Source organism: Paenibacillus sp. JCM 10914, from assembly GCF_001315105.1.
In the GTDB taxonomy this organism is placed as follows: Bacteria; Bacillota; Bacilli; order Paenibacillales; family Paenibacillaceae; genus Paenibacillus_AQ.
In genome coordinates, this window is sequence record NZ_BAZR01000006.1 from 98,962 (window position 1) to 121,216 (window position 22,255).

A 22,255-nucleotide genomic window follows, 5' to 3' on the forward strand; every position below is an offset into this window, starting at 1 on the left:
TCGATGTTCCTAGTTCATAATGTGCAGGCTATGCCAACGTCGCTTCTATTGAGGATAGATGTATCCATGATTTTCAAAATGAAGTGGTCACGAATTTCTTCGGAGTAATGTATAGACGAAAGCCATTTTGCCGATTATACGAGAGCAGAAGTAGAATTCAATGATTAATGGTTCCTCGATTGACGGAAGCTTCAGTAAGTGGCTTCACGATAACTCACGATTAAGCGTTTGATTCATCATTTGGGCGCCTTCGGAGAAGATAATGGGAATGGCGCGGTCTGCTAATTCTACCGGGGACTCCCGCCGCCCTTGGCTATTCCACCGATAGGTGATACCGTAAAAGGCCCAACTAATCATCGTGATGACCAGATGGTTCGTCGGATCCTGAACAGGATGGTCTTGGCAGAGCAGTTTCGACAAGATTTGCTCAAGCATCAGCTTAATCTTCGCTTCAACGACAGGGGCCGCTGATTCGTAATGCCTTGCGATCTGACTGCTGGAGTTCGCGTGGTAATCGCATAGGGCAAGAACGACGCACTTGAGCGTTTTATCGGAGAAGACGTAGTCCCCTTGAATTCGATTATGGATATATTCCATAAAAGTGTCGGAAAGCAGCGTTTCCAGGAGTGCGTATTTGTCGGTAAAGTGTTTATAGAAGGTAGCCCGGTTCACGGTCGCCTTCTTTGCAATATCGCTGACGGTGATATCTTTGAAGTCGCGTTTGTTGAGCAGGAAGATGAACGCATCCAGTATGAGTTGTCTCGTGCGAACGACGCGAGGATCTGCGGAATTGAAAGCTCGGGTCAGGTCGATCACCTCCGTATTTTTATTATAAGGACTGTAGAGGACATACACAACAGGTGTCGTTAACCATGTACCATTTGAGAGAAGAGATACAGATATTTGATAGTGGTGCATAGGCAACATTATCGACATTTTGTTGTTTGCTCTTCTTACGACGGGATTGCTATAATAAATTCTGAATGGAAATAAAACGTTTTCATCCATACGCGAGGAGGGCATTCACAATGGGAAAATTGACAGGTAAGGTAGCTATCGTAACGGGAGCCTCGCGCGGACAAGGGGCAGCTCATGTGCGTGCTTTGGTTGAGGAAGGCGCCAAGGTCGCCTTAACGGATATTCAGGTCGAGCTTGGTGAGGCGTTGGCGAAGGAACTGGGTGAGCGGGCGCTCTTCATCCAGCATGACGTCTCCAATCCTGCGGACTGGGAACGCGTTGTCGCGCAGGCAGAGACCGCTTTCGGCCCGGTGAACGTACTGGTAAACAACGCGGGAATCGCTTTCTTGAAGGAAATTAAGGACACGACGTTCGAAGAATACCAACGAGTCATCAACATCAATCAGGCGAGTGTCTTCTTGGGCATGAAGTCGGTGTTGCCGTCCATGCGCCGTGCGGGTGTCGGTTCAATCATCAACGTTTCATCCGCAGCGGGAGATAAAGGCATCCCGGGCAACGTCGCATACGGAGCGACTAAATTCGCCATTCGGGGCATGAGCAAGGTTGCCGCGCTTGAATTCACTCCATACAACATTCGTGTGAACACGATCATGCCCGGGGTCATTCAGACGCCGATGGTAGACGATCCGGAAGCAGACAGAGTGTCCGAAATCGTGAAGGGCATCCCGATGCAGCGTCTCGGCAAGCCGGAAGAGGTGGCCAATTTGGTTGTCTACTTGGCTTCCGATGACTCGAGCTACTCCACGGGCGCGGACTTTGTCGTCGATGGCGGCTTTCTCGTTTAGTAATCGATATGCAAATGATGATCGGAGAGGCACCGTTTCGATGCCTCTCCGATCATCATTTGTATAAAGCCGCGCGTTTTCACCGCGTCAGTCGGTAGTGCAACACAATCCGCTATTTTCCAGATGTTCTGTTTCTCTCCGCGTTCTCTTTCAGCCATAGTTCCACCACCTCGTCGTACGTTTCAGCCTGCGTGAAGAACGTCATCAAGTAGTCGTTGTCATATAGCACCGTTCTAGTTCAACCATGAGACATTACGTTCATGATCTGGTGCTCACAGTTCTTGAAAGGCTAGCGCTTTGGCGCTGGCTTGTTTTAACGCATCCATCATTAGAAGGTAAAGATATGGACCATAGCTGATACGAGCTACGCCTAATGCGGCCAGTCTCTCAAGAGAAGGAGATTCCGGGGATTTCATCACGTTAACGGGAATAGGGGATCGCTGGCACAGGCTATCGATGAGCTTCTCGTTGCACAGACCTGGCACGAAGATCCCGTGAGCGCCAGCTTCCGCATAGACGGTTGCCCTTTGCAGGGCAGCTTCTACATGGTCTTCATTGTGTGCATCTACAGAGACTTGGAAGAATATATCGGTGCGGGCATTGATGAAAAGAGGTATCGACGTATACTGGGCTGCATCTCGTACAGCTGCGATACGCAAGGCTTGCTCCACTTCGGAGTATAGCCGGGTTCCATCGATCCACTGATCCTCGATATTGACGCCTATCGCTCCGCACTCGATGATCTTTAACACATTGTTCTTGACGATTTCTGGGGACCGACCGTAGCCTCCTTCTATATCTATCGTAATGGGTAGATCCACATTATTATGAATTCGCTTAAGATTGGATAGAACAAGGTCGAAAGGGAGCTTCTCGCCATCATCGTATCCATGCGCGGCAGCTACCGCCCAACTTCCGGTAGCGATAGCTCCGGCTCCGGCTTGTTGAACGGTCCGTGCGCTCCCGGAATCCCACGCATTGACGAGAATCAGCGGGCGACCGCTTCTGTGCAATTCGTGAAATATCCTTGCTTGCTCAAGTTGATTTTTCATTTGTTTGATGTCCCTCTCTTCTCATTAGATTCGTCGATAGATAAAGCTCGGAAATCTTGTCCCTTCCATCGCTTCTCTGGGTCCTGCTCAACCGCTTTGACGAGGAACCGGACGATAAAATGACACCTACACATTAAGAATAAGCATACTATACCCTACGCTTTAGACGTTCGTACCCGAAAATCAGGCATCTATTTTAGAGAATCCAGGTGCACTGAGATCACCTTGCTCATCTCACAAGAAACTGCGGGGTCCCACTCTACGATACAACAAGACTTCATGCGGAGTCTGCGGTTGACCTCGCTTTGGAGGACATATTTCCAGAATAGAGGTAAAAATCAGGTAGATTTAGGACGAAAGATCTTTATAATGGAAATAAGATACATATGATATAGGGCTAATCTATTGCTCATGAACATATAGAATCCTTAGTTTTAGGAGGTTATCCATGGGAAGATCATTCGCTAATTTGCATATTAAGTCGAACAACCTTGAGCAGACTTTAGAAGCATTAAGGGAACTAAGCGCAGAACATCCCAAAGTATTAGGCAAAAAAGAGGCGCAAGAGACCCAAGATGTGATGTATGTCAGCAAAAGCAACGAGAACTGGGTCAGTGTGCTCCACGATTATTTTGTTTGGGGTACGGTGAAGGAGATTGGCCGAACGTTGTCCCGGTTTATCGAGGAGCCAGTGATGACCGTCGGATATATGAATGAGGAAATATTCGAGTTGTCGTTTTTCGAGAATGGAGACATTCAGGCCGAAAGAATCTTTTGTGAACCGTGGACGAGGGATGAATATGAAGAACTTAAAGAAGAACGGATGAATGATGACTACCTGCGGAAAGTGTTGAATATTCGTAATGAGGATTTTGACGACTTCATTAGCATGACGAGCCCGGAACAAGCCGTAGATAAGCTGTCGGAACTTGTAAGAACGTCTTTATGGAGCGATTCGGAGTGGATCCCGTACGAAGCAACGCTACAAGAACAGTTTGAGAAATACGAATTATAATGAATTTTGTCTAAGGGAGGCATGAATGAAACTAGCTTTTACATTAGATACGCATGGAACATGTGTAGCCCAATTGAGAGAAGAGCTTTTGCCGCTGGAAGAATTAGCGAAAACATGGGAGTTTCCGTACGATATTCACTTTGCATTGCGCGTCTTGCCTGAAAGTTACGGCCGAAAAACCTTCAGACGCTTTGACAGCAGGGATCATGCCCTAGATCTGGACATCAGCATCATCTATGAGCAGTATCAACTGGATATCTAAAAATGAACAACGCGAAGCTTTAGGTATTTATCTCTATGATTATGTGTCGGAGTCTGTTTCCAAGTATAAAAAGCATGCGGATCCGGCAACACAACTTCAATTTTTAACCCGTTTCAAAAACTGGATGTTGGAGAACGATTGGTTGGATGGAAAAATCAGCAAGGCTAGGGAATGGCTTGCGCAAGATAAGGGCCTTTATGAGACCGCCCAACAATTGCAAATGCCGTTGGAGGAAATGGAGTATATCTTTCTCCGCATGCATGACTATGAGCCAACGAACGTTCACCCGGATAACCTGGCAGCGGCAAAAGCCCCGCCATACCCATTGTAGAGAGCCGGAGAGAAATCCGTCGGCACAGTGAACCATGTGGTTTCGCCTCCGTGCAATCGGCTTCGTTAACTCGAACTTATCAATGAACGGAAGGGGGCAAATCGCAAGAAATAGAGGCGCTGGCGGCAGAGATTGCAGGTGCGGCCAGCATGTCTTTTCGCACTCTTTTTGAAAATGGCGAACGTTACTATTACTGCACTTTATTTACTACTGGAGAGGGACATGCGCCAAGCATCTCCGCTTGGTCATGGGAGGCCTTAGAGAGGGAAGCGGCGGAGTAAAGGCAATTAGGAGGTTTGCGAATGCGCAAGAAATGGAAAAGAAAGATTCTGATCGATAATCCGGCTACGCTGGACCGGGTACAGATTCAGCAGGGTTTGCGCGACGGTAACCAAGTGATTGTTCAGTTCTCTCACCCGGATTATTATGGCTCCATTTTGGAGGAAGTGGATGAGCTTTGTTCGCGTTTGGATGAAAACTTCGGAGTACGCTTCTACGGGCATCGCTCCCTCTCGTTTGATGGTCATACGCTCCTCCGGATTCCCCATGTCAAAATGCTTCATCTCAACAGTCTCGTCCAGGCGCATAACACCGAAGCATTGGCCGCCCTGGAACACTTGCACAGTCTGAAACTGGGCATACATGAGCTGGAGGATTCGGATATTTTAGGAATAGACTCACTGCGCACTTTAAAAGATATAACCGTGATCTCGGATAAGAAGATGCTCGACCTGGAATATTTTAAAGCGTTCTCTGGTCTGGAACAATTACATGTTGGGGGGCAAGGTGAAGAACCTGGAAGCGATCGGACATCTGGAAGATTTGAATTACCTCGCGCTACATTCGATTAGCAAGTTGCCGTTACATTTTATAAACCGGTTAAAGAAGCTGAAGCAACTTCGTATTTTGCTTGGAGGCCGGGAGCATATTCAGGAAATCGAAGAGAATGAAATTGATCATTTAGAAATATGTAGAGTCCGCGGTTTGCATGACCTGAGCCAGATTACGAAATTCCGAGCGCTGACGAGCCTTGTCATCGAGGATCAAGTCAAGCTGCAGGAAATCGGCTTTGACCGGGAGCTTGAGGCGCTGGAGGAGATAACGATTTCAAATTGCAAAGGTTTGGCTCGTTTGTCGGGTATGGAGCAGTTGCCATCGCTGCGCAAGCTCCGCATTTTCAAAACAGCCATCGATTTCGACTCTTTCATCCAGCAGAAACTTCCGAATGCCTTGTCCGAATTGGAATTCGCGACCTCCAAAAGCAAAATCGATCAAGAAATACAAGCGTCCTTATACAATTTGGGTTTTCAAAAATGGACCTAAATGCCATACCCCCTCAACTCACCCTTATAATAGTGGGAAAATGAGGGGGTGTTTGGCCTGTTACGCCAATGTACAATTCGGCGTATCCCTTACTTCTTCACTAACTCAAAATTGTCAAACGCTGCCCAGTTGTTGGCATTGGCGTCGTTCCAGATGCCGATTTCGATTTGGCCGTTAGTGACGGCAATGTTATCGATGGTGTATTTGGTGTAACCCGTAACGGGGTTGCTTCCGATCTCGGCCGTCCGTTCTGCAGCGCCGTAGTTTCTAGCGAACATCCGCAGCGTATTCTGTCCTCCGCCGGAGCGGACCCAGACGCTAGCCGAGTAAGTGCCGTTCGGCACGTTTACCTGCTGGTATGTTAATTGCTGGTATGCGACGGAGGCCCAGTGGGTTAATTTGTAGGTTCCTTCCATAGGGTTGTCGGTGTCGACTTTTTGCGCAAGGGTTCCGCCGTTCCACTCCGTCCACCCGTTCAGATTCCCCTCTTCAAAGCCTGCGTTTCTCAAAAGATTGCCAGGGTTTGGATTAGGATTTCCCCCTCCGGCCAATCGCTTGGCTTTTTGGTCCAGATACAAGGATTGCGGCATTAAATCTGCTGCCGTACCGACTCCTTCGACAAAATCCTGTGGAGCCGAGGGATCATTGGCGGGAACCGAATATTCTACGGCACTAGCCGATCCGCGTGTGCCGATGACATAGCCTTGGCCCCACTGCCTCGATTTCACAATAGCGGATTGACCAGATTGGTATGCATTTCCGGTTGTATTCCAAAACACCGATTGGCTCGTGGTCCAGCCGTGCTGAACGGTTCCGTATGGCCGGTATACAGCCTCCAGATAATCGCCGTTCATCTTCATGCTGTCGAACAGGTTAGCTACAGATAGATGCATATGGAAGTCGGAAGCGAGACGAGGGTAATTGGACGTGTTGTTAAAAAAGACGTTGCCGTTTGTCCACATGCTGGACATGGTGAAGCTGTGTCTAGCGTTGGTGGCCGCAGAGTTTTGAATCAAGTTATCGCCGCCTTGAACATGATACAAGTATCCGTTACCGCCTTCACCCCGATATTGAGGTTTTTGGAGATGGGAGTTCTGGATGGTGATGGAACGGGATTGGTTGATTACCACGCCATGGGACAATAAATGAATATCCGATCCGTTGGAGCTTGGCCTGTAGGAATTCACGTTGTCCATCCAACTGTTCCTGGCATGAGAGAAGGTGACAGCTTTGGAGGCGTGGACATCATAAGCGCCTGTGCCTGATCTATTGAAGTCCGTGTCGCCCCAACCCGATCCCGTATGCTGCCTCATGCCAATGGAGAGATTTTCTATTCCTGCCTCGGTGATAGCTTGACCTATCTTATAGACGCGGGCGTTATCCCTTGTCTTAAGCGTATACCGGATTGGGATGTCTACGATCAGTGTGTTGGTGGACGCTTCAATACCGACGATCTGCCGGTTGAAGGTCTGCCCCCTTAAAGAAGAATTCCACAGACCGCTCATTCTGTGCTCGGCTATGAAGGCATCGGAGGCATCGGCGCGGACGATGATAAACTCGTTAACATTGTATCCGCTTACACTACTGACCGGAATTCTTGTGGACAGAGGCTGAATATCACTGCGGATGGAGGTAGGTGTATTCGTAGGGGAGAACCAGTCTGCTGAGTTAATGGGCGCTACACGTACCACGGCTTTGTCCCGCATGCTGGTAGAGTCGTTGAAAATAAAGGTAGACGATTTGCCCGCGCCCCGGAGCACCACATTGTTTCTGTTGATCCAGATCGCGCTGTTGCTGGACCCTTGCGGTCTGACCTTATAAGTGCCCGAAGGCAAATATACGATACCTCCGCCTGCGGTACCTGCAGCATTAATAGCATTTTGTATGGCATTGGTGGAATCAGCGGCGCCGCTTGGGTCTGCACCGTATTGGGTTACGGCATTATAAGTAGCTCCTGGCGGGTTGGTGGGAATGTTTTTCTCGCCCCGCCAGTAGCCTGCATAGCTAAAGTCTTGCAGAAACCGGCCTTGAGCGTCCTGGTACCCGGGAGTCCAATTCGCCGGATACAGTGAGCTTCTCCAAGGGGCTGCGCTGGCTGTGTCAGGGATAACAATAGAGGTGATCAAGGCACATATCGGTAAGATTGCGATAAGCTTGCTTAGCCATTTTTTCTTCATCATTTCGTCCTCCTTAATTGTTTTCAAAGGGTTCTTGTCCTTGTCTTGCCTGTCATTTCAGTTTCCATCACCCCTTTCATAGCATGGATTCGTTTTCATATTTTTGCGAATACACCATAAAGAAAACGATTACATTTTACGATATAGAAAAGGAAATTTTTCCCTGAAACATATTATAACCTTCTCATCTATCTAAATAAAGTATTTTATAGCAAAAAAAATCCTCTATTCCAGTAAATGATTCTAAATTCCGCGAAAAATGCAGGTTGAAGGGCTAGTTTCGAGATTTATTATGGCATGACAAGGCAAATGACAGAGGAGATTTGGATACCCGTCAAGAAAATAACATACATGCGGTTCTCTTCTTGTAATCGGTTACAAAAAAACTTTCAATACGGATACTCTGAAAACAGTATGGGCAGGGAGGAGATTAATCTTTGAAAAATGCGTTAATGGAGAGATTAAAGAACTTTCTTCAGCGGGAAGGTAATAGCACACTCGTAGGCATTCCGGCGAGCCTAGAGGAAATTGCGAAGGCACAACAACGGCTGAATGTAAACTTTCATGAGGCTACGTACACTTTATCAAGACGTTTGGGGGAGCATATGCAGGTCTGGCCATACATGCTTTCTCGAATGGCTCAAGTCTCGGAAATGAAACGGTTGTCGATTTGACGCTGGGGTTCCGAGAGCAATTCAAGGAACTTGCCTTTGCAGAGGTTTTGCAGACCAGTTATGTCGTTTCTATGGATGGATCCGGTGATCCGATTTTCATCGATCAAGCAGGGGAGGTTTTCATCTGCCATCACGATACCGGGGAGATCAAGTTATTAGCGGATTCATTTGAGGCGCTGATCGAGGACCATTTTTATGAATGGTGGTGCGGAAATGGATAGATTGAAACACAGCGGATTCTATAAACTGAAATTCTTCATAACGCCAGCAGAGTTGAATAGGGTGTTGAAGCTCTTTGGGCAAAAACATGCGCAATTTCATCGAACCAATCATGACCGAACGAAACATGACCTAAATCAGGTATATGAGGCTTATAAAACTTTCTATCAGTATTATACAATGCAAGAAAAGCCGGGTTACCACCCTTTCTTTGTATATTCCATTTCTCTTACTATGGAGCATGAAAGCTCTGGATTCTTTGTAAGAAATGAAGGGATCAGCTTTCCCTATAACCAGCAATGGGCAGAAGACGAATTACCGTCTGTCATGCTTTCATTTCCCAAGGGCTTTCGAATGGATTTGGAGAATGAGAAAGGAAACCATTATATGTATGAGGATATTCGGGAACATTGGCCGTTAACCTATGCATTTTTTAATGAAGTAGCGAATGACATTAAGAAAATGACCAAGCTGCTCCGCTTTTCAATACCTGCGGCCGATGCTTTGCAAGAGCAAAAACCGCCCGTCCGCTTAAGCAAAGATGCGATGAATGACATAATGAACTCCTGGATTGTTAAGAAATATAAGCTAGTTATGCATAACAAATAGGATATCCCGCCGCGACTCAACGCGATGCCTCCCTTAGGGTGGCATTCACTTTTAGACACCTTGACAAATCCAACTCCTGGGTCTTGCCTACGGCAAGGCCTTCTTTTATGTGTAGTCCTTTTTCCCCACAATAGACGAAGATTCTCGTTTACGCTCTACCTTTTCGGTGATATACTACCAATGTTCAATCGAAATTTTGCTAAAATATGTCGAATTGGGGCTTATTAGGATGATGATAGGGAAAGAAAAAGGCGAAGCGATAGTCCTGATTCCGTCGCTTGAGCCAGATGAAAGACTATTGTCCTATGTACAACGACTACGAGAATACGACCTGATGAATATTGTAATTGTGGACGACGGCTCTGGCGAAGAGTACCAGCCGATCTTCGAGGAACTTCGTGAGCGCGGCTGCGTCCTGTTGCGGCATGCGGAGAATCAGGGGAAGGGCAATGCGCTCAAGACCGGATTCCGGTATATTCAGCAGCAGTACGATCAGGTTGCTTGCGTAGTAACCGCAGACTCCGACGGACAGCATGCGGCAGAAGACGTATATCGGCTCGCCCTAGAAGCCGGACGCCATCCTGATGCGCTGGTTCTCGGAGTAAGGAACTTCAGCGAGTCCGGCATACCGCCCAAGTCGTTGCTGGGCAATCGGGTAACGTCCTCCATGTTTGCCATGCTGTACGGCAAGCGGTTGGCGGATACCCAGACCGGGCTGCGTGCCTTCGGCCCTCAATTACTGGCGTTTATGCAAGGGGTTCGCGGCTCCCGATTCGAATACGAGCTGCAGATGCTCATTTCCTGCATCCAATCCGGTATCCCGATTCATACCCTGCCGATTCAAGTCATTTATGAAAACGGCAATAAAGGCACTCATTTTAAAGCGATCCGGGACAGTGCCCGCGTAATGCGCGTCCTGTTCTCCAATTTCTTGAGATTTACGTCTTCTTCGATTGCCAGTGCCGTGGTCGATTTAGGCATTGCGTGGTTTCTAATCGACTTTCTGCGGCCCATCTTGGGCCAGCAAGATTATGTACGGATTCTACTGGCGACGGTGATTGCAAGAGTCATTTCCATTGTGGTCAACTATTTGCTGAATAAGCACTTTGTATTCCGCAGAGAGGAGAGCCGGGGAAGCTTATGGCGCTATTTGACGCTGTGCGCGATCGTGATCTTGCTGTCCAGCACCGGCGTCTATGGACTACATACGATATTCTTCATGAGTGAAAAGATAGCGAAATTCGCCTGCGATGCCCTGCTGTTCCTGTTCAGCTTTCACATGCAGCGGCGGTGGGTATTTGCAGCAAGGAGGCAGCGGCTTTAGTGCAAAACGAAAAGCGGCAACATGTTCTGTTTGTCGTCACGATGATCCTGATGTCGATTTATTTACTATGGCGCATGATTTTTACGCTGCCATGGGATCAAGGCTGGATGAACATGGTGTTCGGGATTCTGTTGATCGTCGCCGAAACGGTCACGGTGCTGACCACGTTTGAATTGTTTATTCAGAAGATGCAGAAGGAACGGACCCAGCTCGAATTCCCGAACATACCGCCGGAGCATTATCCGGATGTGGATGTATTTATCGCTACGCACAATGAGCCGGTCGATCTGTTGTATAAAACGGTGAATGCTTGTGCTTTCATGGATTACCCCGACAAACAGAAGGTTCATATTTATTTGTGTGACGATGGCGGGCGGCCTGAAGTACAAGAGCTGGCCAGTGAGTTTGGTATCGGATACCTGGGCTTTCCCGGCAACAAGGAGGCCAAATCCGGCAATCTCAACAACGCGCTGAGCAAAACTTCCTCCCCGCTGATTGCGACCTTCGATGCCGACATGATTCCGCAGCATACCTTTCTAATGAAGACCGTTCCCTATTTCCTGCTCTCCGAATTCATCGAGGAGAATGGGCAATGGCGGCCACGCCGAGAGGATGAGCGGGAGGAAGACTTCAAGCTCGGGCTGGTCCAGACCCCGCAGAGCTTCTATAATCCGGATCTATTCCAATTTAATCTATATGCAGAGCAGGAAATTCCGAATGAACAGGATTTCTTCTCACGCGAGGTGAACATTCTGCGCAATGCCTCCAATGCGGTGGCTTATACCGGAAGCAACACGGTCATTTCCCGGAGAGCGATGGAGGAGATCCAGGGGTTCCCGCTGAACACGATCACCGAAGATTTTGAGACGAGCATCCGCCTGCAGCAAGCAGGCTATATTACGTATGCCACCCAGGAGGTGCAGGCCGCCGGTCTGACCACAACCACGATCCCGAGCATGATTAAACAGCGCATCCGCTGGGCCAGGGGTATTATTCAAAGCTTGCAGAATACCGGCGCTATCTTTTCCAAGAAGCTTCCGATCTGGACGAGAGTGACGTACTTAAGCAGCTTCTTGTATTGGTGGTCCTTTTTCAATCGGCTGATATTCATCCTGGCCCCCATCTTGTTTGCGCTATTCGACTTTCAAATCGTCAATACGAGTTTTTGGGAAATCGTAATTTTCTGGCTACCATCCTATTTCTGTTACAGCATGTCGATGCGGTATCTATCGAGCAACATTCGCAATCAGCGCTGGAGCCAAGTCATCGATACGATCTTTATGCCATATCTGATCATGCCCGTCTTCCTTGAAACCATAGGCATCCGCGAGCGTAAATTCAAGGTGACGAGCAAGAAGAAGACCGCGGGCCGGAAAGTGATATCCTCCTTGTGGTACGCCCTCCCGCATATCTTCCTGCTTCTGCTTTCGATTGCGGCCGTGATTCGATTCGTTGACGGGAAGTACGGCTTGGCGCTGTTCTTCAGCAGCATTATCATTTTCTGGCTGATGCATAATATGATCGCCTTGTTCTATGCGCTGTTCTTCATGGTCGGCCGCCGCGCTTACCGGGAGACAGAGCGTATTCGGGCACAAGAGGACATCACGATTCACTACGAAGCCAGCAGCCTGCGCTATCAGGGCAAGACCGTGGATGTATCGGAGCAAGGCATTGCCTTTCATGTCCCGTATCCCATTTACTTGCCGGAACGGGTAAGGATCTCTTTGACCGTAACAACGAAGCGCTACGAAGCGAATCTCGATGCTGTCGTCGTCTATGTGAAGGAGGACGGAGAAGGCTGGCGTTATTCAGCCATGGTTCAGCCGATCAGCGAGGCGGATAAACGCCAGTACATGCAAATCATTTACGATCGAAAGCATTCTTTGCCAGAGCAAATGAATATGTGGGATACGGCTTATGATGATATGCTTCGCAACGTGCGTAAACGTATCGTACAGCCCAAGTCGGACCAGCGAAAAATGCCCCGGGTTCAACTTCGGCAGCCGGTCGTATTCACGAACGGGGCCCGCTGTACGCTGCGTAGCTTCAATTACCTGTTCTTCTCCGCCTCTGGCTTCCAGGGAGACATTTCGGCAGGAACTCAGGTTACTTTTTATACGAAAAGTAATATTGAAATTATTTTGCAACATACCGGAAAAACGACGGCCCGTCATCGCGAGGTGCTTCTCTCGGTTGAGAATATCGACGAACTATTGGAGCGAGGCCTCATCAATCAATTGCTGGATGATTTGATCCATCCGCATTCAGAGCATTTGGCCAGAGAGGTTAAGGAGGGATAGAGATGCTGACGGTACTTCAACTTTTGATGGGAATCGCGTTGGTATTCTCCTTCCTTGGTTATATGCTGTTGGTTCGGAAGTTCCTTTCACTACGCTGGGAGTTTATCCCTGTATTCGTGTTCTCCACGATTGCCTGCCTCGTTTTTTTCAGCGGTTTGGCAGGCAGGCTCCATGCGGGCAGTGTGGCGATTATGATTCTGGGTCTGGTTGCGTTTGTGGTCATCTTGGTTTTCTGGCTGCACCAGAGGCCTTCATTTCGCATTACCTTTTCCATATCGAAGCTTTCTTTTTTGCTGGGAAGCTTCATTTTTCTGTTGGTGCTTTTCCAGAACCAATTGACGCATTACGATAATTTTTCCCACTGGGCGATCGTGTTGAAACAGATGTTAAGTACGGATGCTTTTCCGACACCAGACGCCGATCTCATTGATTTTAAAAATTATCCGCTGGGCATCTCGTCTTTTATCTATTATGTCTGTCGTTTTGCCGGACAAGCTCAGTCGATTATGCTATTGGCACAAGGGCTGCTCATTTTCTCCTGTTTTTATGCCATGTTTGGCATCGTTTCCGAGAAGAGACGCTATCTTCTGTATGCTGTTCTCGGGATGGGCCTTTCTACGCTTTCGTTCTTTAATATTACGATCCGCATCAACAATCTATTGGTGGATTTCCTGCTCCCGATTTATGTGCTGGCCATCTTTGCGGTTGTCCATCAGTACCGGAATGATATTCTGCGGGCATGCGCGATTGTTCTGCCGCTGGCAGGGCTGTTGACGGTCACGAAGAGCACGGGCGTTATTTTTGCGGCCGTCGGCCTGATTTACCTGGTATATACATGGCTGACGCATTGGAAAAAGCCGGGCTGGAAACAAGCGCTGGCTGTAGCAGGGACGCTCGTTGGCGCATTTCTTCCTTCCTATGGTTGGAGCATGCGGATGGCGACGGTGTTTCAGGGGGTTGAGAACAAATTCGAGGTCTCTTCTTCAGGTCTTGATACCAATAGAACCTTGGAGCAGATGGTTGAAATTTTCTCGCTGTTTCTGAAGTCTAGCACCGATTTGACGACGCGCCCGGTGATGGGGATTGTCATATTTCAGATTCTCGCAATTGCGGCTTCGGTATTTGCAGCTGTCGTGCTCAAGAAGAAATGGAAGTTGTGGAAAGCGCTGATCGCCCTGGATGTCGTCCTGCTGCTGTATTATGCAGGAATTCTAGGACTGTATCTCTTCTCGATGCCGCTGGACGAGGCGATGTGGCTTGCAGGATTCGAGCGTTATGCTTCGAGTATTGTGGTGCTGTTTGTCGGTGGGTTGGTGCTATGCGCCACGGTGGACATCGAGCGTTCCTTTCACCATAAAATCGGCGAAGTGCCCGACTTTCGTGCGTTTAAGAATGTCCGCACGAAAGGTTTCTACCAGAAAGGTGTTATGGCCTGTACGGCGGTTGCTGTCACCTTGCTGTTATCGGAATACAATGGCATGGTCTCGATCGCCCGGGACTACGATAACTCGCTGCCGTACAAAGTCCATGCTGTCACCGGCGACCGCTGGTACGATGGCGGCCAGGAGGATGAGAGCAAGTACCTGTTCTATGCCTCGGACAAGGACTTGCAGGTAACGAACTTTTATATGCAATACATCGGCCGGTATTTCTTGTTTGCCCCGAATGTCGACGGGATCGTGTTGTTCTATGAAGACAATATGGACAATCTATTGAGCGGTTATGATTATTTGGTGGTTGTAGAGACGGATAAAGACGCAAAACGGTTGTTGAAAAAGCATTATGGCGTTGACATGCAGGCGGGCATTTACCAGATTACCCGTTCCGGGGACGAGATCGTGCTTACGCTGCTATGAAGTCATCCAGAACTAGTGGAGGATACATGTATACAATCGGACAAGTCGCTAATTTTCTTGGGGTATCAAGGGACACGTTGAAATTTTATGAGGAAAAGGAATTAGTCAAGCCTAAACAAGATGATCATAACGGATATAGAAAATATAATCATTTTGACATCTATGATATTATGACAATCAATTTTTATAGAGAAATAGATGTTGAAATTAAGATGATCCAAGATATAAGAAAGAGCATGAGCGTGAAGGATATTGAAATACTGATAGAGGACAAAGAACAAAAAATATTGGAAGAAATAGAGCAAAAGAACCTACTATTAAAACGCATTAGATCAGTTAAGGCTGATTGCCAGAACATAAAGCAATATTTAGGTGGATATACCATAAGGGAAATGGAGCCATTAGAGGTGAAGGGGGAACTAACGAACTTTGCCTCACATGATGAATATACAATTCTGCAAAACGATACAGATCATTTAAAAAGAGCTGCTACATTAACAGGGTTAAGGAGAATAATAAGCTTCAATGAAGAGGGTGTTGTAAGAGACAGGTTTGTAGTTGTAAGTAAAGTTGAGGATGATACAGAAGGAGAAGTTCTCACTTATCCGAAGTGCATTTATATGATCATTGAAGATGGTAGATGGTTAACCGGTGGAGAGAATATTGATGGTCAAGTAGGAGATAGCCTAAGAAGCATAGCAGCAGAAAATGAATATGAGCTCTTAGGATTAGTCTATATAAATACAGTAATTACAGTCTATGAAGATGGCCTTGAACGTGCATTTTTGGAACTTTACGCCCCGATAGCATAGTAAAGAGTATTGACCTGTGTGTTACTCCTAGGTTTAAGCTGAAGGTATTAGTAAATAGGAAGAGCATTATATTGCTAAATACCTAGTTTGAAGCGAGGAGTATTTATGACAAGTAAACAGAAACTAAAAAGACCAATAGCAAGCTTTATTCTGCTAACCAACATTATTTTTTGGCCGCTGTTTCTACTTGTAGGAATAACAAGTATTTTAGGGTTACCCGCAGTAGTATTCGATATCATGTTATGCATATCATCTTGGTCATCAACCTTTGCTTTTATCATATTATTCAAAAGGATCTATCCTGAAGAAAATTTCATGCCATTTGTAAAAGATAAATTTAAAAATAAAATAAGATTATCCGTGATTCTTACAGTAATCATGATTCAGGCTTTGGTATTTTTGATAACCTTGTTTATCATATTGTCTAAAAATAATGAAGCAGGGTCTATTTTTACAATATCCACTTTGGGGATGCTGATCTATTTCTTTATAAAAAATTTATTTGCTGGGTCACTAGGAGAAGAAATAGGCTGGAGAAGCTTTGCTCTAATTGAGCTCCAAAAGGAGCATTCACCTCTGAAGGCTTCTATTATAATAGGGTTCTGGTGGGGAATGTGGCATCTACCCATATGGTTTACTACAGGGTTTGTGGGCCTCGATTTAATCCAATATATTGTGCTTTTTATGATTTTAATCATCTCTGTTCAGATCATCATGACAGCATTTTATAATCTAAATGAAAATTTAATCATTCCAATTATGATCCACCAGTTCTTTAATTTTTTTATTGGGATCTTAAACGGAAATGTAGTGGATTTAATCCTGTACAACGCAATATTATATTCGATAGTAGCAGTAGTACTGATTGTGCTAAATCCAAAGAAAGTATTATATCGATAGTGAAAGAAAAGACGATGATTATATATTAATGCTAAGCTGTTTTTGTATAGTTGACTAAAATAACTTAGGGGCTGGCCAACGTCAGCTCCTTTCGCATGTTCGCCGTTATGACTATTATGCTGAAACTTAATTCGACATTTCGCTGGGGTTTTTAGAAAGTCATACTTTGTTCATTCTTTTTATTGCCAATTTGAACGACGAAGTCCGATATAGAAGATATGCTTCGCAGTAGAGAATTACCGAATATTCACATGTGTGATATAGGAGGGGATCCTTCTTGGCCAAAGACTCATCACGTTACCGCTTGAAAAAGATCCATATTATATTTCTAATTGGGTTATTATTCGTCATTCTATCCAGCTTGCGCTTGTTATGGATAGAAATGAATCCCAATACAAGACACGTAGCCATTCATAATGGGCAATTGGATTTGAGGGATTGGAATGAAGAAGATGGTGACATTCTCTTACTTGACGGGGAATGGGAGTTCTATCCTTCACAATGGCTGCTGGCTGGCAGCGGACAGGATGTATCAGGCAAGATGGAGCCCAGGCTGATATCAGTTCCAGGAGGATGGAATGAGTATCTGAATAGTGAGCAGTCCACGTCCTATGGATTCGGGTCCTATCGCCTGCGTATTCTTGTAAATCCGGAGAGGGCCATGAATTATAGCGTTCGTATATCCAACGCACGTACTGCATCAGAAGTATATGTAAATGGTCAGTTGCTTGCAAAATCGGGTCAGGTAGCGGAAACGAAGGATGAATATACAGCGAAGAACCTGCCTTATTCTACAAGCTTCACATCAGATGACAATGGCGTTATTGAATTAGTGATTCAAGCGGCAAATTATGTGGATAGCCGGAGCGGGGGTATTGCCCGGTCCATTAAATTCGGTTCGGAAGAAGCCGTTGCGAAGGAAATGAAACTCTCCGTTTCTATGCATACGCTGGGAGCTATCCTGTTTCTGATGCATTCAGCTTATGCGCTTATTTTATTTTTACTCGGAAATAAGGATAAGAGACTGCTTTATTTTTCTTTGCTAACCCTGTGCGTAACGCTATCGAGCGTGTTGAGTACGGACGAGAAATTGTTCCATCAATTATTCTACATTGGGAGCGATTGGGATTTTCGGCTGTCGAACGCCGCTTTCATGATAGGATGCTATGCGTTGCTCGAATGTACGAATCATCGCGAACTTCCTTTTTGGAGGCGGGTGTATCCGGTTTACGTGGTATCGATTTTGGGAATTGCCGGCATTACCCTGTTCTTGGCTCCGCCACAGGTGATTATGCTCTTCCCGGGTTATTTTCTACTGGGCGGCATAACAGCCGTTGTGACGATCGCGGCCATCGCAAAAAAAATAATCAGTGGTATCAAAGATCATCTGTTGCTTCTCTTCTCTATGCTGGCGCTGGTCCATCATTTCCTTTGGGCGTTAATCTTGCGTGAAAGCGCTCTGAGCGTAGCCCACTATCCATTTGATCTGGTTATTTCGATGGGATGCTTGGCCGCCGTATGGTTTAAAGGTTATTTCAACATGCATGCGAATACCAAAGAGGTTGCCGCGACTCTGCAAAGAATGAATGACCATAAGGACCAATTCTTGGCGAACACCTCCCATGAATTCAAAAATCCGCTCCACAGCATGCTGAATATGTCACAATCCGTATTGAAGCGGGATCGGCATATGTTACAGGAGAGAAGCATTAAAGAGCTGGAAACGATACTATCTGTAGGCCGACGGTTGACATTAATATTAAACGATTTAATTGACGTGATGAGCTTACGGGAAGGCAATCCGCGTCTACAGAAACAAGTCATATCCATTCAGCCTATCGTGACGGGAGTCATTGATATGCTGCAATTTAATGCAGAAGTGAAGTCTGTTACGATTGCAAATCAAATTCCTGGAGATTTCCCACCAGTCATCGCAGACGAGAATCGGGTGATTCAGATCGTGTTCAATCTGCTTCATAATGCTGTGAAATATACGAATGAAGGGACCATTTCGATTCAAGCTCTGGCAAAGGACGGAAGAGCGTATATTGTTATCACAGATACCGGAATCGGCATGGATGAGGACTTGCTAGAGCGCATTTTCCGTCCGTATGAGCAAGCCAGCGCGAGGGAGACGATGATTGAAGGCGGATTTGGGTTAGGTTTAAGCATTAGCAAGCAATTGATTGAGCTTCATCAAGGTGAGTTGGAGGTGTCCTCTGGTATAGGGGAAGGCTCACAGTTTACATTTTCATTGCAATTAGCGGGTCTGAATGCCGAGGAAGAGTCTGCTGTTCCTCACTTCGTTGAACCCTTGGCCTTGCAATCTGAATCGATTCAGGAAGAGGCGACAATCGGATTGGAGAAGATCCCGCCTGCTGTGAAACAAAAAACATTAACTGAAATGAGTCGGGATCGTCCGCTCCTCTTAATTGTTGATGATGACCCTGTCAACCTTCAAGTGCTTGAAGCCATACTGCCACCCGACGAATATGATGCAACGATGGTAACGAGCGGGAAAGAAGCGTTGGCTATACTGGACGCTAAGGAATGGGATCTCGTTATTACTGATATCATGATGCCTCAGATGTCGGGTTATGAGCTGACACGAAGGATTCGTGAGCGGTATACACTTACCGAGCTCCCGATGCTGCTCCTTACTGCAAGAAGCCAACCGAAAGATATTCAAAGCGGCTTTCTAGCAGGGGCAAACGATTATGTAACCAAGCCGGTAGAAGCCATAGAAATAAGATCGAGGATAGAGGCGCTAACAACGATCAAACAAACGATTCAGGAACAACTGCAAATAGAAGCCTCATGGTTGCAGGCGCAAATCCAGCCCCATTTTTTATTTAATGCATTAAATGCGGTTACAGCTTTAAGTGACATCAATACGGACAAGATGCGTAATTTGCTGGATGAGTTCAGCGAATTCTTGAGACATAAATTTAAATTTCAAAACATGGGGATGCTTGTTCCGATCGAAGAGGAGCTTAGCTTGGTGCGTTCCTATCTATATATTGAGAAAGTTCGGTTTGAAGAAAGGTTGCAGGTAGTCTGGGAGACGGATGACTACAAGGAAATCAAAGTCCCATTCCTGTCCATCCAGCCTTTAGTTGAGAATGCGATAAGACATGGCATTATGCAGCGAACGCGTGGGGGTAAGATTCTAATTCGGATATCTGTCCAAGAAACGCATGCAGAGATCACCGTGGAAGACGATGGAATCGGAATGGACGAAGTTCAATTGCAGCGAATACTGGAAAGAAAATCAGATAGCAGATCAGGGGTAGGATTAATTAATACGGATCAGCGATTGAAGCGACAATTCGGAACAGGGCTTCATATCAAAAGTACGTTAGGTATAGGGACAACGGTAACTTTTTATGTTCGCTTTTAGATGAATACCTAGAGTACCCTATGACCATGAAGTAATGGGAACATTCAGAATATATTCAGCGGATCGTGCTTATATAGAAGAAAAGTTATTTGGTGATATGAATGAATCTATCCGAAATTCAACAGCAGGCTCTGGATCAGGCTGAGAAACATGGAGGTAGGCTGATCCGTTGGAAACAAGCGAAATTTTGGACATATGAAGCGGCCATAGTCAACAGCCAGCAGTTTCGGCATGCTTCGGAATTGGAATGGTGTTGCACAACGAATACTATATTTGCATTGGTCCGACGCGGCTATATGGTGATGGATGATTGGGGGAGCTGCTCGCTGGTTCCGCGTAAGACAGATGACGGAGAGCTTTGATATAGGGCATATTGTAATCCCTCATCTGTAAGACGGCAGGGAGAGCACAGAAGGGGGAGAGAGACCTTGAGGGTTTGGCTCATCGATGATGAAATGCTGGCTTTAAGCAAATTGAAAAAAATGTTGTTACAATGCGAGGGCTCTGCTGAACTGGAATGGATTGGTGAATATCAGAATCCTTACGATGCATTGGCAGCAGCCCGGCTGGAAGCGCCGGATGTCGTGTTCTTGGATATCCAGATGCCGGAGCTGACCGGCTTTGAATTGGCGGAAAAGTTGTGGGAGCTACACCCTCAGCTTCACATTGTCTTTGTGACCGCGTACCACGAATATGCAATCAAGGCGTTTGAGGTCAACGCATTAGATTATCTGCTAAAGCCTGTGCTCTCTTCAAGATTAGCCGTTACCTGGGACAGAATTGTCCGGGCTACGCCGCTGAAGCCACGCTTGGTAAGCGGAACCGCAGATGAGCACACAACCCTCTGCTGCTTACAGTCTCTGCATTATAGGGATAAGCATGGGCAAACCAACTATTTTCCCTGGAAGACGTTAAAGGCCCCCGAACTGTTCGCTTATCTTATATATTACCGAGAAAAAATGGTAAGTAAGCAAGCCCTCATGGATTTGCTATGGCCCGACCAGGAGCCTAAAAAAGCGGCAACTCAGCTCCATACGGCGATATACCAGATCCGTAGCATGATTAGAGCTTGTGGGCTTGACGGACAGATTCATTATCATGACGACGGTTATCGGCTGGAGCTGCAGGTCAAGCTGGATGTGGAGAAGTGGGAAGATCGACTGAGAAATGCGCCAGGGATATCCCCTGACACGCTTCCACTGCACCAGTCTATCATGGATATGTATACGGGTGATTTCCTGGCAGATCACCGATATGTCTGGGCAGAGCCTGAGCAGGAACGAATCCGCTTGTTATGGCTCGAACATGCCAAGTCCATGGCAGCCTGTCATATCATGCTCGATCAATATTCGGAGTCGGTGAGAATTTACCAGCAGGCCATCGAAAAACTGCCCTATTTGGAGGATGGTTATGTCGAATTAATGCAGCTCTATGCTTCAATGCATCATCATTCGGAAGTCAGAAAATTATTTCAGCAAATGAGAGCCGTATTGCTTGGCGAATATGAGATCCCTCTATCTGAGCACATCGTCCGATGGTACAGGGAATGGAGGAGTCATTGGAAGTCCTGGAACTGGAAAGGGGGTGATGTCATGATCAAGCGAGTATTACCAATTATATTGTTGATTGTAGGCATGATCATGCTCTTTTACCCTAAACTCACTGAGATGTATGAGCAAGGGCAGCAGCAGAAGCTGACCCTTGAATGGCAGGACAGTCTTGCACGGATCAGCGTTGTGGATGACCTCATGCCGACAGATGTCACAGAACAAGTTGAGGACGTTGTCGCTGAGGTGGAGCTACCGGAACAAAGGCCGCTTCAATCAGGTGAGATCGAAGCGATGCTTATCATACCCCAAATCAATCTGGAGCTGCCTGTACTGCATGGGGCAACGAATAACAATCTGAAAACGTCTTTGGCCAGTATTGAGCATACAGGGAGACCTGGGGAAATGGGGAATTATGCGATCGCCGGCCACCGCAATCGAACCTTTGGTAGAAATTTTAATCGATTGGATGAGCTTAGCGTGGGCGATTCCATTGAGGTGAATACAGGTTCTGACATATTTCAATACGAAGTAACGGATAAGCAGATCGTAAAGCCGGAGGAAGTATGGGTGCTGGAAAGTGACGGCGAGAACAAGGAAATCACGTTAGTGACCTGCCACCCCATGGTCAATCCAACGCATCGACTGATCATAAAAGGAAGAATTCTTTCTTGATATTTTCCATTTATAT

The 22,255-nt window shown here is 46.5% G+C and carries 20 protein-coding genes and 1 pseudogene; 17 read left to right on the forward strand and 4 right to left on the reverse strand.

The window, feature by feature from the left end; all coding sequences use genetic code 11:
* Positions 1–204: 204 nt before the first annotated feature.
* The gene (locus JCM10914_RS10155; RefSeq protein ID WP_052019703.1) at positions 205–936 is read right to left on the reverse strand and encodes a TetR/AcrR family transcriptional regulator; all 732 of its coding nucleotides are present in this window, start codon (positions 934–936) and stop codon (positions 205–207) included.
* Positions 937–1,028: 92 nt separating this feature from the next.
* On the opposite strand from JCM10914_RS10155, the gene JCM10914_RS10160 reads away from it, so the two are divergent.
* Positions 1,029–1,763, forward strand: coding sequence for a glucose 1-dehydrogenase (locus JCM10914_RS10160; RefSeq protein WP_023960335.1), 735 nt, complete (start codon positions 1,029–1,031; stop codon positions 1,761–1,763).
* Here JCM10914_RS10160 and JCM10914_RS28835 read toward each other — a convergent pair.
* Entirely contained in the window at positions 1,760–1,921 is a 162-nt protein-coding gene (locus JCM10914_RS28835) for a hypothetical protein (RefSeq protein ID WP_023960337.1), read from the reverse strand. The genes JCM10914_RS10160 and JCM10914_RS28835 overlap by 4 nt on opposite strands.
* Before the next feature lie 114 nt (positions 1,922–2,035).
* Positions 2,036–2,815 (reverse strand): isocitrate lyase/phosphoenolpyruvate mutase family protein, encoded by a 780-nt coding sequence (locus tag JCM10914_RS10165; RefSeq protein WP_023960339.1) that lies wholly within the window; start codon positions 2,813–2,815, stop codon positions 2,036–2,038.
* Between the two features lie 448 nt (positions 2,816–3,263).
* Here JCM10914_RS10165 and JCM10914_RS10170 point away from each other — a divergent pair, with 448 nt between their 5' ends.
* The 6 genes from JCM10914_RS10170 to JCM10914_RS30050 all read left to right on the forward strand — a co-directional run bounded on the left by JCM10914_RS10170 (position 3,264) and on the right by JCM10914_RS30050 (position 5,746).
* Positions 3,264–3,830 (forward strand): hypothetical protein, encoded by a 567-nt coding sequence (locus JCM10914_RS10170; protein ID WP_023960341.1) that lies wholly within the window; start codon positions 3,264–3,266, stop codon positions 3,828–3,830.
* A gap of 25 nt (positions 3,831–3,855) precedes the next feature.
* Positions 3,856–4,092: a hypothetical protein gene (locus JCM10914_RS30035; protein WP_023960343.1), complete on the forward strand. Its 237-nt coding sequence runs from the start codon at positions 3,856–3,858 to the stop codon at positions 4,090–4,092.
* Positions 4,067–4,423 (forward strand): hypothetical protein, encoded by a 357-nt coding sequence (locus tag JCM10914_RS30040; protein WP_231638602.1) that lies wholly within the window; start codon positions 4,067–4,069, stop codon positions 4,421–4,423. Before JCM10914_RS30035 ends, JCM10914_RS30040 begins: the two co-directional genes overlap by 26 nt.
* 149 nt (positions 4,424–4,572) lie before the next feature.
* Entirely contained in the window at positions 4,573–4,704 is a 132-nt protein-coding gene (locus tag JCM10914_RS28330) for a DUF4303 domain-containing protein (RefSeq protein ID WP_231638603.1), read from the forward strand.
* Positions 4,705–4,725: 21 nt separating this feature from the next.
* Positions 4,726–5,274 carry a hypothetical protein gene (locus tag JCM10914_RS30045; RefSeq protein WP_023960346.1) on the forward strand — a complete coding sequence of 183 codons (549 nt, stop codon included), beginning with the start codon at positions 4,726–4,728 and terminating at the stop codon, positions 5,272–5,274.
* Entirely contained in the window at positions 5,195–5,746 is a 552-nt protein-coding gene (locus JCM10914_RS30050; RefSeq protein WP_231638604.1) for a hypothetical protein, read from the forward strand. Before JCM10914_RS30045 ends, JCM10914_RS30050 begins: the two co-directional genes overlap by 80 nt.
* Positions 5,747–5,835: 89 nt before the next feature.
* Here JCM10914_RS30050 and JCM10914_RS29240 read toward each other — a convergent pair whose 3' ends face one another.
* Complete coding sequence (locus tag JCM10914_RS29240) at positions 5,836–7,926, reverse strand: glycosyl hydrolase family 28-related protein (protein ID WP_023960348.1); 2,091 nt, start codon at positions 7,924–7,926, stop codon at positions 5,836–5,838.
* A gap of 434 nt (positions 7,927–8,360) precedes the next feature.
* Between JCM10914_RS29240 and JCM10914_RS10190 the strand changes: the two are divergent.
* From JCM10914_RS10190 to JCM10914_RS30055, 10 genes and pseudogenes are all read left to right on the forward strand, one after another.
* Positions 8,361–8,818: pseudogene (locus JCM10914_RS10190) on the forward strand (SMI1/KNR4 family protein).
* The gene (locus JCM10914_RS10195; protein WP_036717613.1) at positions 8,811–9,425 is read left to right on the forward strand and encodes a hypothetical protein; all 615 of its coding nucleotides are present in this window, start codon (positions 8,811–8,813) and stop codon (positions 9,423–9,425) included. The pseudogene JCM10914_RS10190 and the gene JCM10914_RS10195 overlap by 8 nt, the downstream one beginning before the upstream one ends.
* Before the next feature lie 229 nt (positions 9,426–9,654).
* Positions 9,655–10,749 (forward strand): bifunctional glycosyltransferase family 2/GtrA family protein, encoded by a 1,095-nt coding sequence (locus JCM10914_RS10200; RefSeq protein ID WP_023960356.1) that lies wholly within the window; start codon positions 9,655–9,657, stop codon positions 10,747–10,749.
* Positions 10,749–13,049 (forward strand): glycosyltransferase family 2 protein, encoded by a 2,301-nt coding sequence (locus tag JCM10914_RS10205; RefSeq protein WP_023960358.1) that lies wholly within the window; start codon positions 10,749–10,751, stop codon positions 13,047–13,049. The genes JCM10914_RS10200 and JCM10914_RS10205 overlap by 1 nt, the downstream gene beginning before the upstream one ends.
* Before the next feature lie 2 nt (positions 13,050–13,051).
* The gene (locus JCM10914_RS10210) at positions 13,052–14,905 is read left to right on the forward strand and encodes a hypothetical protein (protein WP_023960360.1); all 1,854 of its coding nucleotides are present in this window, start codon (positions 13,052–13,054) and stop codon (positions 14,903–14,905) included.
* A gap of 26 nt (positions 14,906–14,931) precedes the next feature.
* Positions 14,932–15,717, forward strand: coding sequence for a MerR family transcriptional regulator (locus tag JCM10914_RS10215; protein ID WP_023960361.1), 786 nt, complete (start codon positions 14,932–14,934; stop codon positions 15,715–15,717).
* A gap of 105 nt (positions 15,718–15,822) precedes the next feature.
* On the forward strand, positions 15,823–16,617 hold the full coding sequence (locus JCM10914_RS10220; protein WP_023960363.1) for a type II CAAX endopeptidase family protein: 795 nt from the start codon (positions 15,823–15,825) through the stop codon (positions 16,615–16,617).
* A gap of 277 nt (positions 16,618–16,894) precedes the next feature.
* A complete protein-coding gene (locus JCM10914_RS10225) occupies positions 16,895–20,017 on the forward strand; it encodes an ATP-binding protein (protein WP_023960365.1) in 3,123 nt (1,040 codons plus the stop codon).
* 101 nt (positions 20,018–20,118) lie between these two features.
* Positions 20,119–20,379 carry a hypothetical protein gene (locus JCM10914_RS10230; RefSeq protein ID WP_023960368.1) on the forward strand — a complete coding sequence of 87 codons (261 nt, stop codon included), beginning with the start codon at positions 20,119–20,121 and terminating at the stop codon, positions 20,377–20,379.
* Positions 20,380–20,445: 66 nt separating this feature from the next.
* Complete coding sequence (locus JCM10914_RS30055) at positions 20,446–22,239, forward strand: sortase (protein WP_023960370.1); 1,794 nt, start codon at positions 20,446–20,448, stop codon at positions 22,237–22,239.
* The last annotated feature ends 16 nt before the right edge of the window (positions 22,240–22,255 follow it).

Coding starts and splice junctions, on each gene's coding strand:
- JCM10914_RS10155 (WP_052019703.1), bottom strand. CDS start 936: ATGTCGATAATGTTGCCTATGCACCACTATCAAATATCTGTATCTCTT.
- JCM10914_RS10160 (WP_023960335.1), top strand. CDS start 1,029: ATGGGAAAATTGACAGGTAAGGTAGCTATCGTAACGGGAGCCTCGCGC.
- JCM10914_RS28835 (WP_023960337.1), bottom strand. CDS start 1,921: ATGGCTGAAAGAGAACGCGGAGAGAAACAGAACATCTGGAAAATAGCG.
- JCM10914_RS10165 (WP_023960339.1), bottom strand. CDS start 2,815: ATGAAAAATCAACTTGAGCAAGCAAGGATATTTCACGAATTGCACAGA.
- JCM10914_RS10170 (WP_023960341.1), top strand. CDS start 3,264: ATGGGAAGATCATTCGCTAATTTGCATATTAAGTCGAACAACCTTGAG.
- JCM10914_RS30035 (WP_023960343.1), top strand. CDS start 3,856: ATGAAACTAGCTTTTACATTAGATACGCATGGAACATGTGTAGCCCAA.
- JCM10914_RS30040 (WP_231638602.1), top strand. CDS start 4,067: ATGAGCAGTATCAACTGGATATCTAAAAATGAACAACGCGAAGCTTTA.
- JCM10914_RS28330 (WP_231638603.1), top strand. CDS start 4,573: ATGTCTTTTCGCACTCTTTTTGAAAATGGCGAACGTTACTATTACTGC.
- JCM10914_RS30045 (WP_023960346.1), top strand. CDS start 4,726: ATGCGCAAGAAATGGAAAAGAAAGATTCTGATCGATAATCCGGCTACG.
- JCM10914_RS30050 (WP_231638604.1), top strand. CDS start 5,195: ATGTTGGGGGGCAAGGTGAAGAACCTGGAAGCGATCGGACATCTGGAA.
- JCM10914_RS29240 (WP_023960348.1), bottom strand. CDS start 7,926: ATGATGAAGAAAAAATGGCTAAGCAAGCTTATCGCAATCTTACCGATA.
- JCM10914_RS10195 (WP_036717613.1), top strand. CDS start 8,811: ATGGATAGATTGAAACACAGCGGATTCTATAAACTGAAATTCTTCATA.
- JCM10914_RS10200 (WP_023960356.1), top strand. CDS start 9,655: ATGATGATAGGGAAAGAAAAAGGCGAAGCGATAGTCCTGATTCCGTCG.
- JCM10914_RS10210 (WP_023960360.1), top strand. CDS start 13,052: ATGCTGACGGTACTTCAACTTTTGATGGGAATCGCGTTGGTATTCTCC.
- JCM10914_RS10215 (WP_023960361.1), top strand. CDS start 14,932: ATGTATACAATCGGACAAGTCGCTAATTTTCTTGGGGTATCAAGGGAC.
- JCM10914_RS10220 (WP_023960363.1), top strand. CDS start 15,823: ATGACAAGTAAACAGAAACTAAAAAGACCAATAGCAAGCTTTATTCTG.
- JCM10914_RS10230 (WP_023960368.1), top strand. CDS start 20,119: ATGAATCTATCCGAAATTCAACAGCAGGCTCTGGATCAGGCTGAGAAA.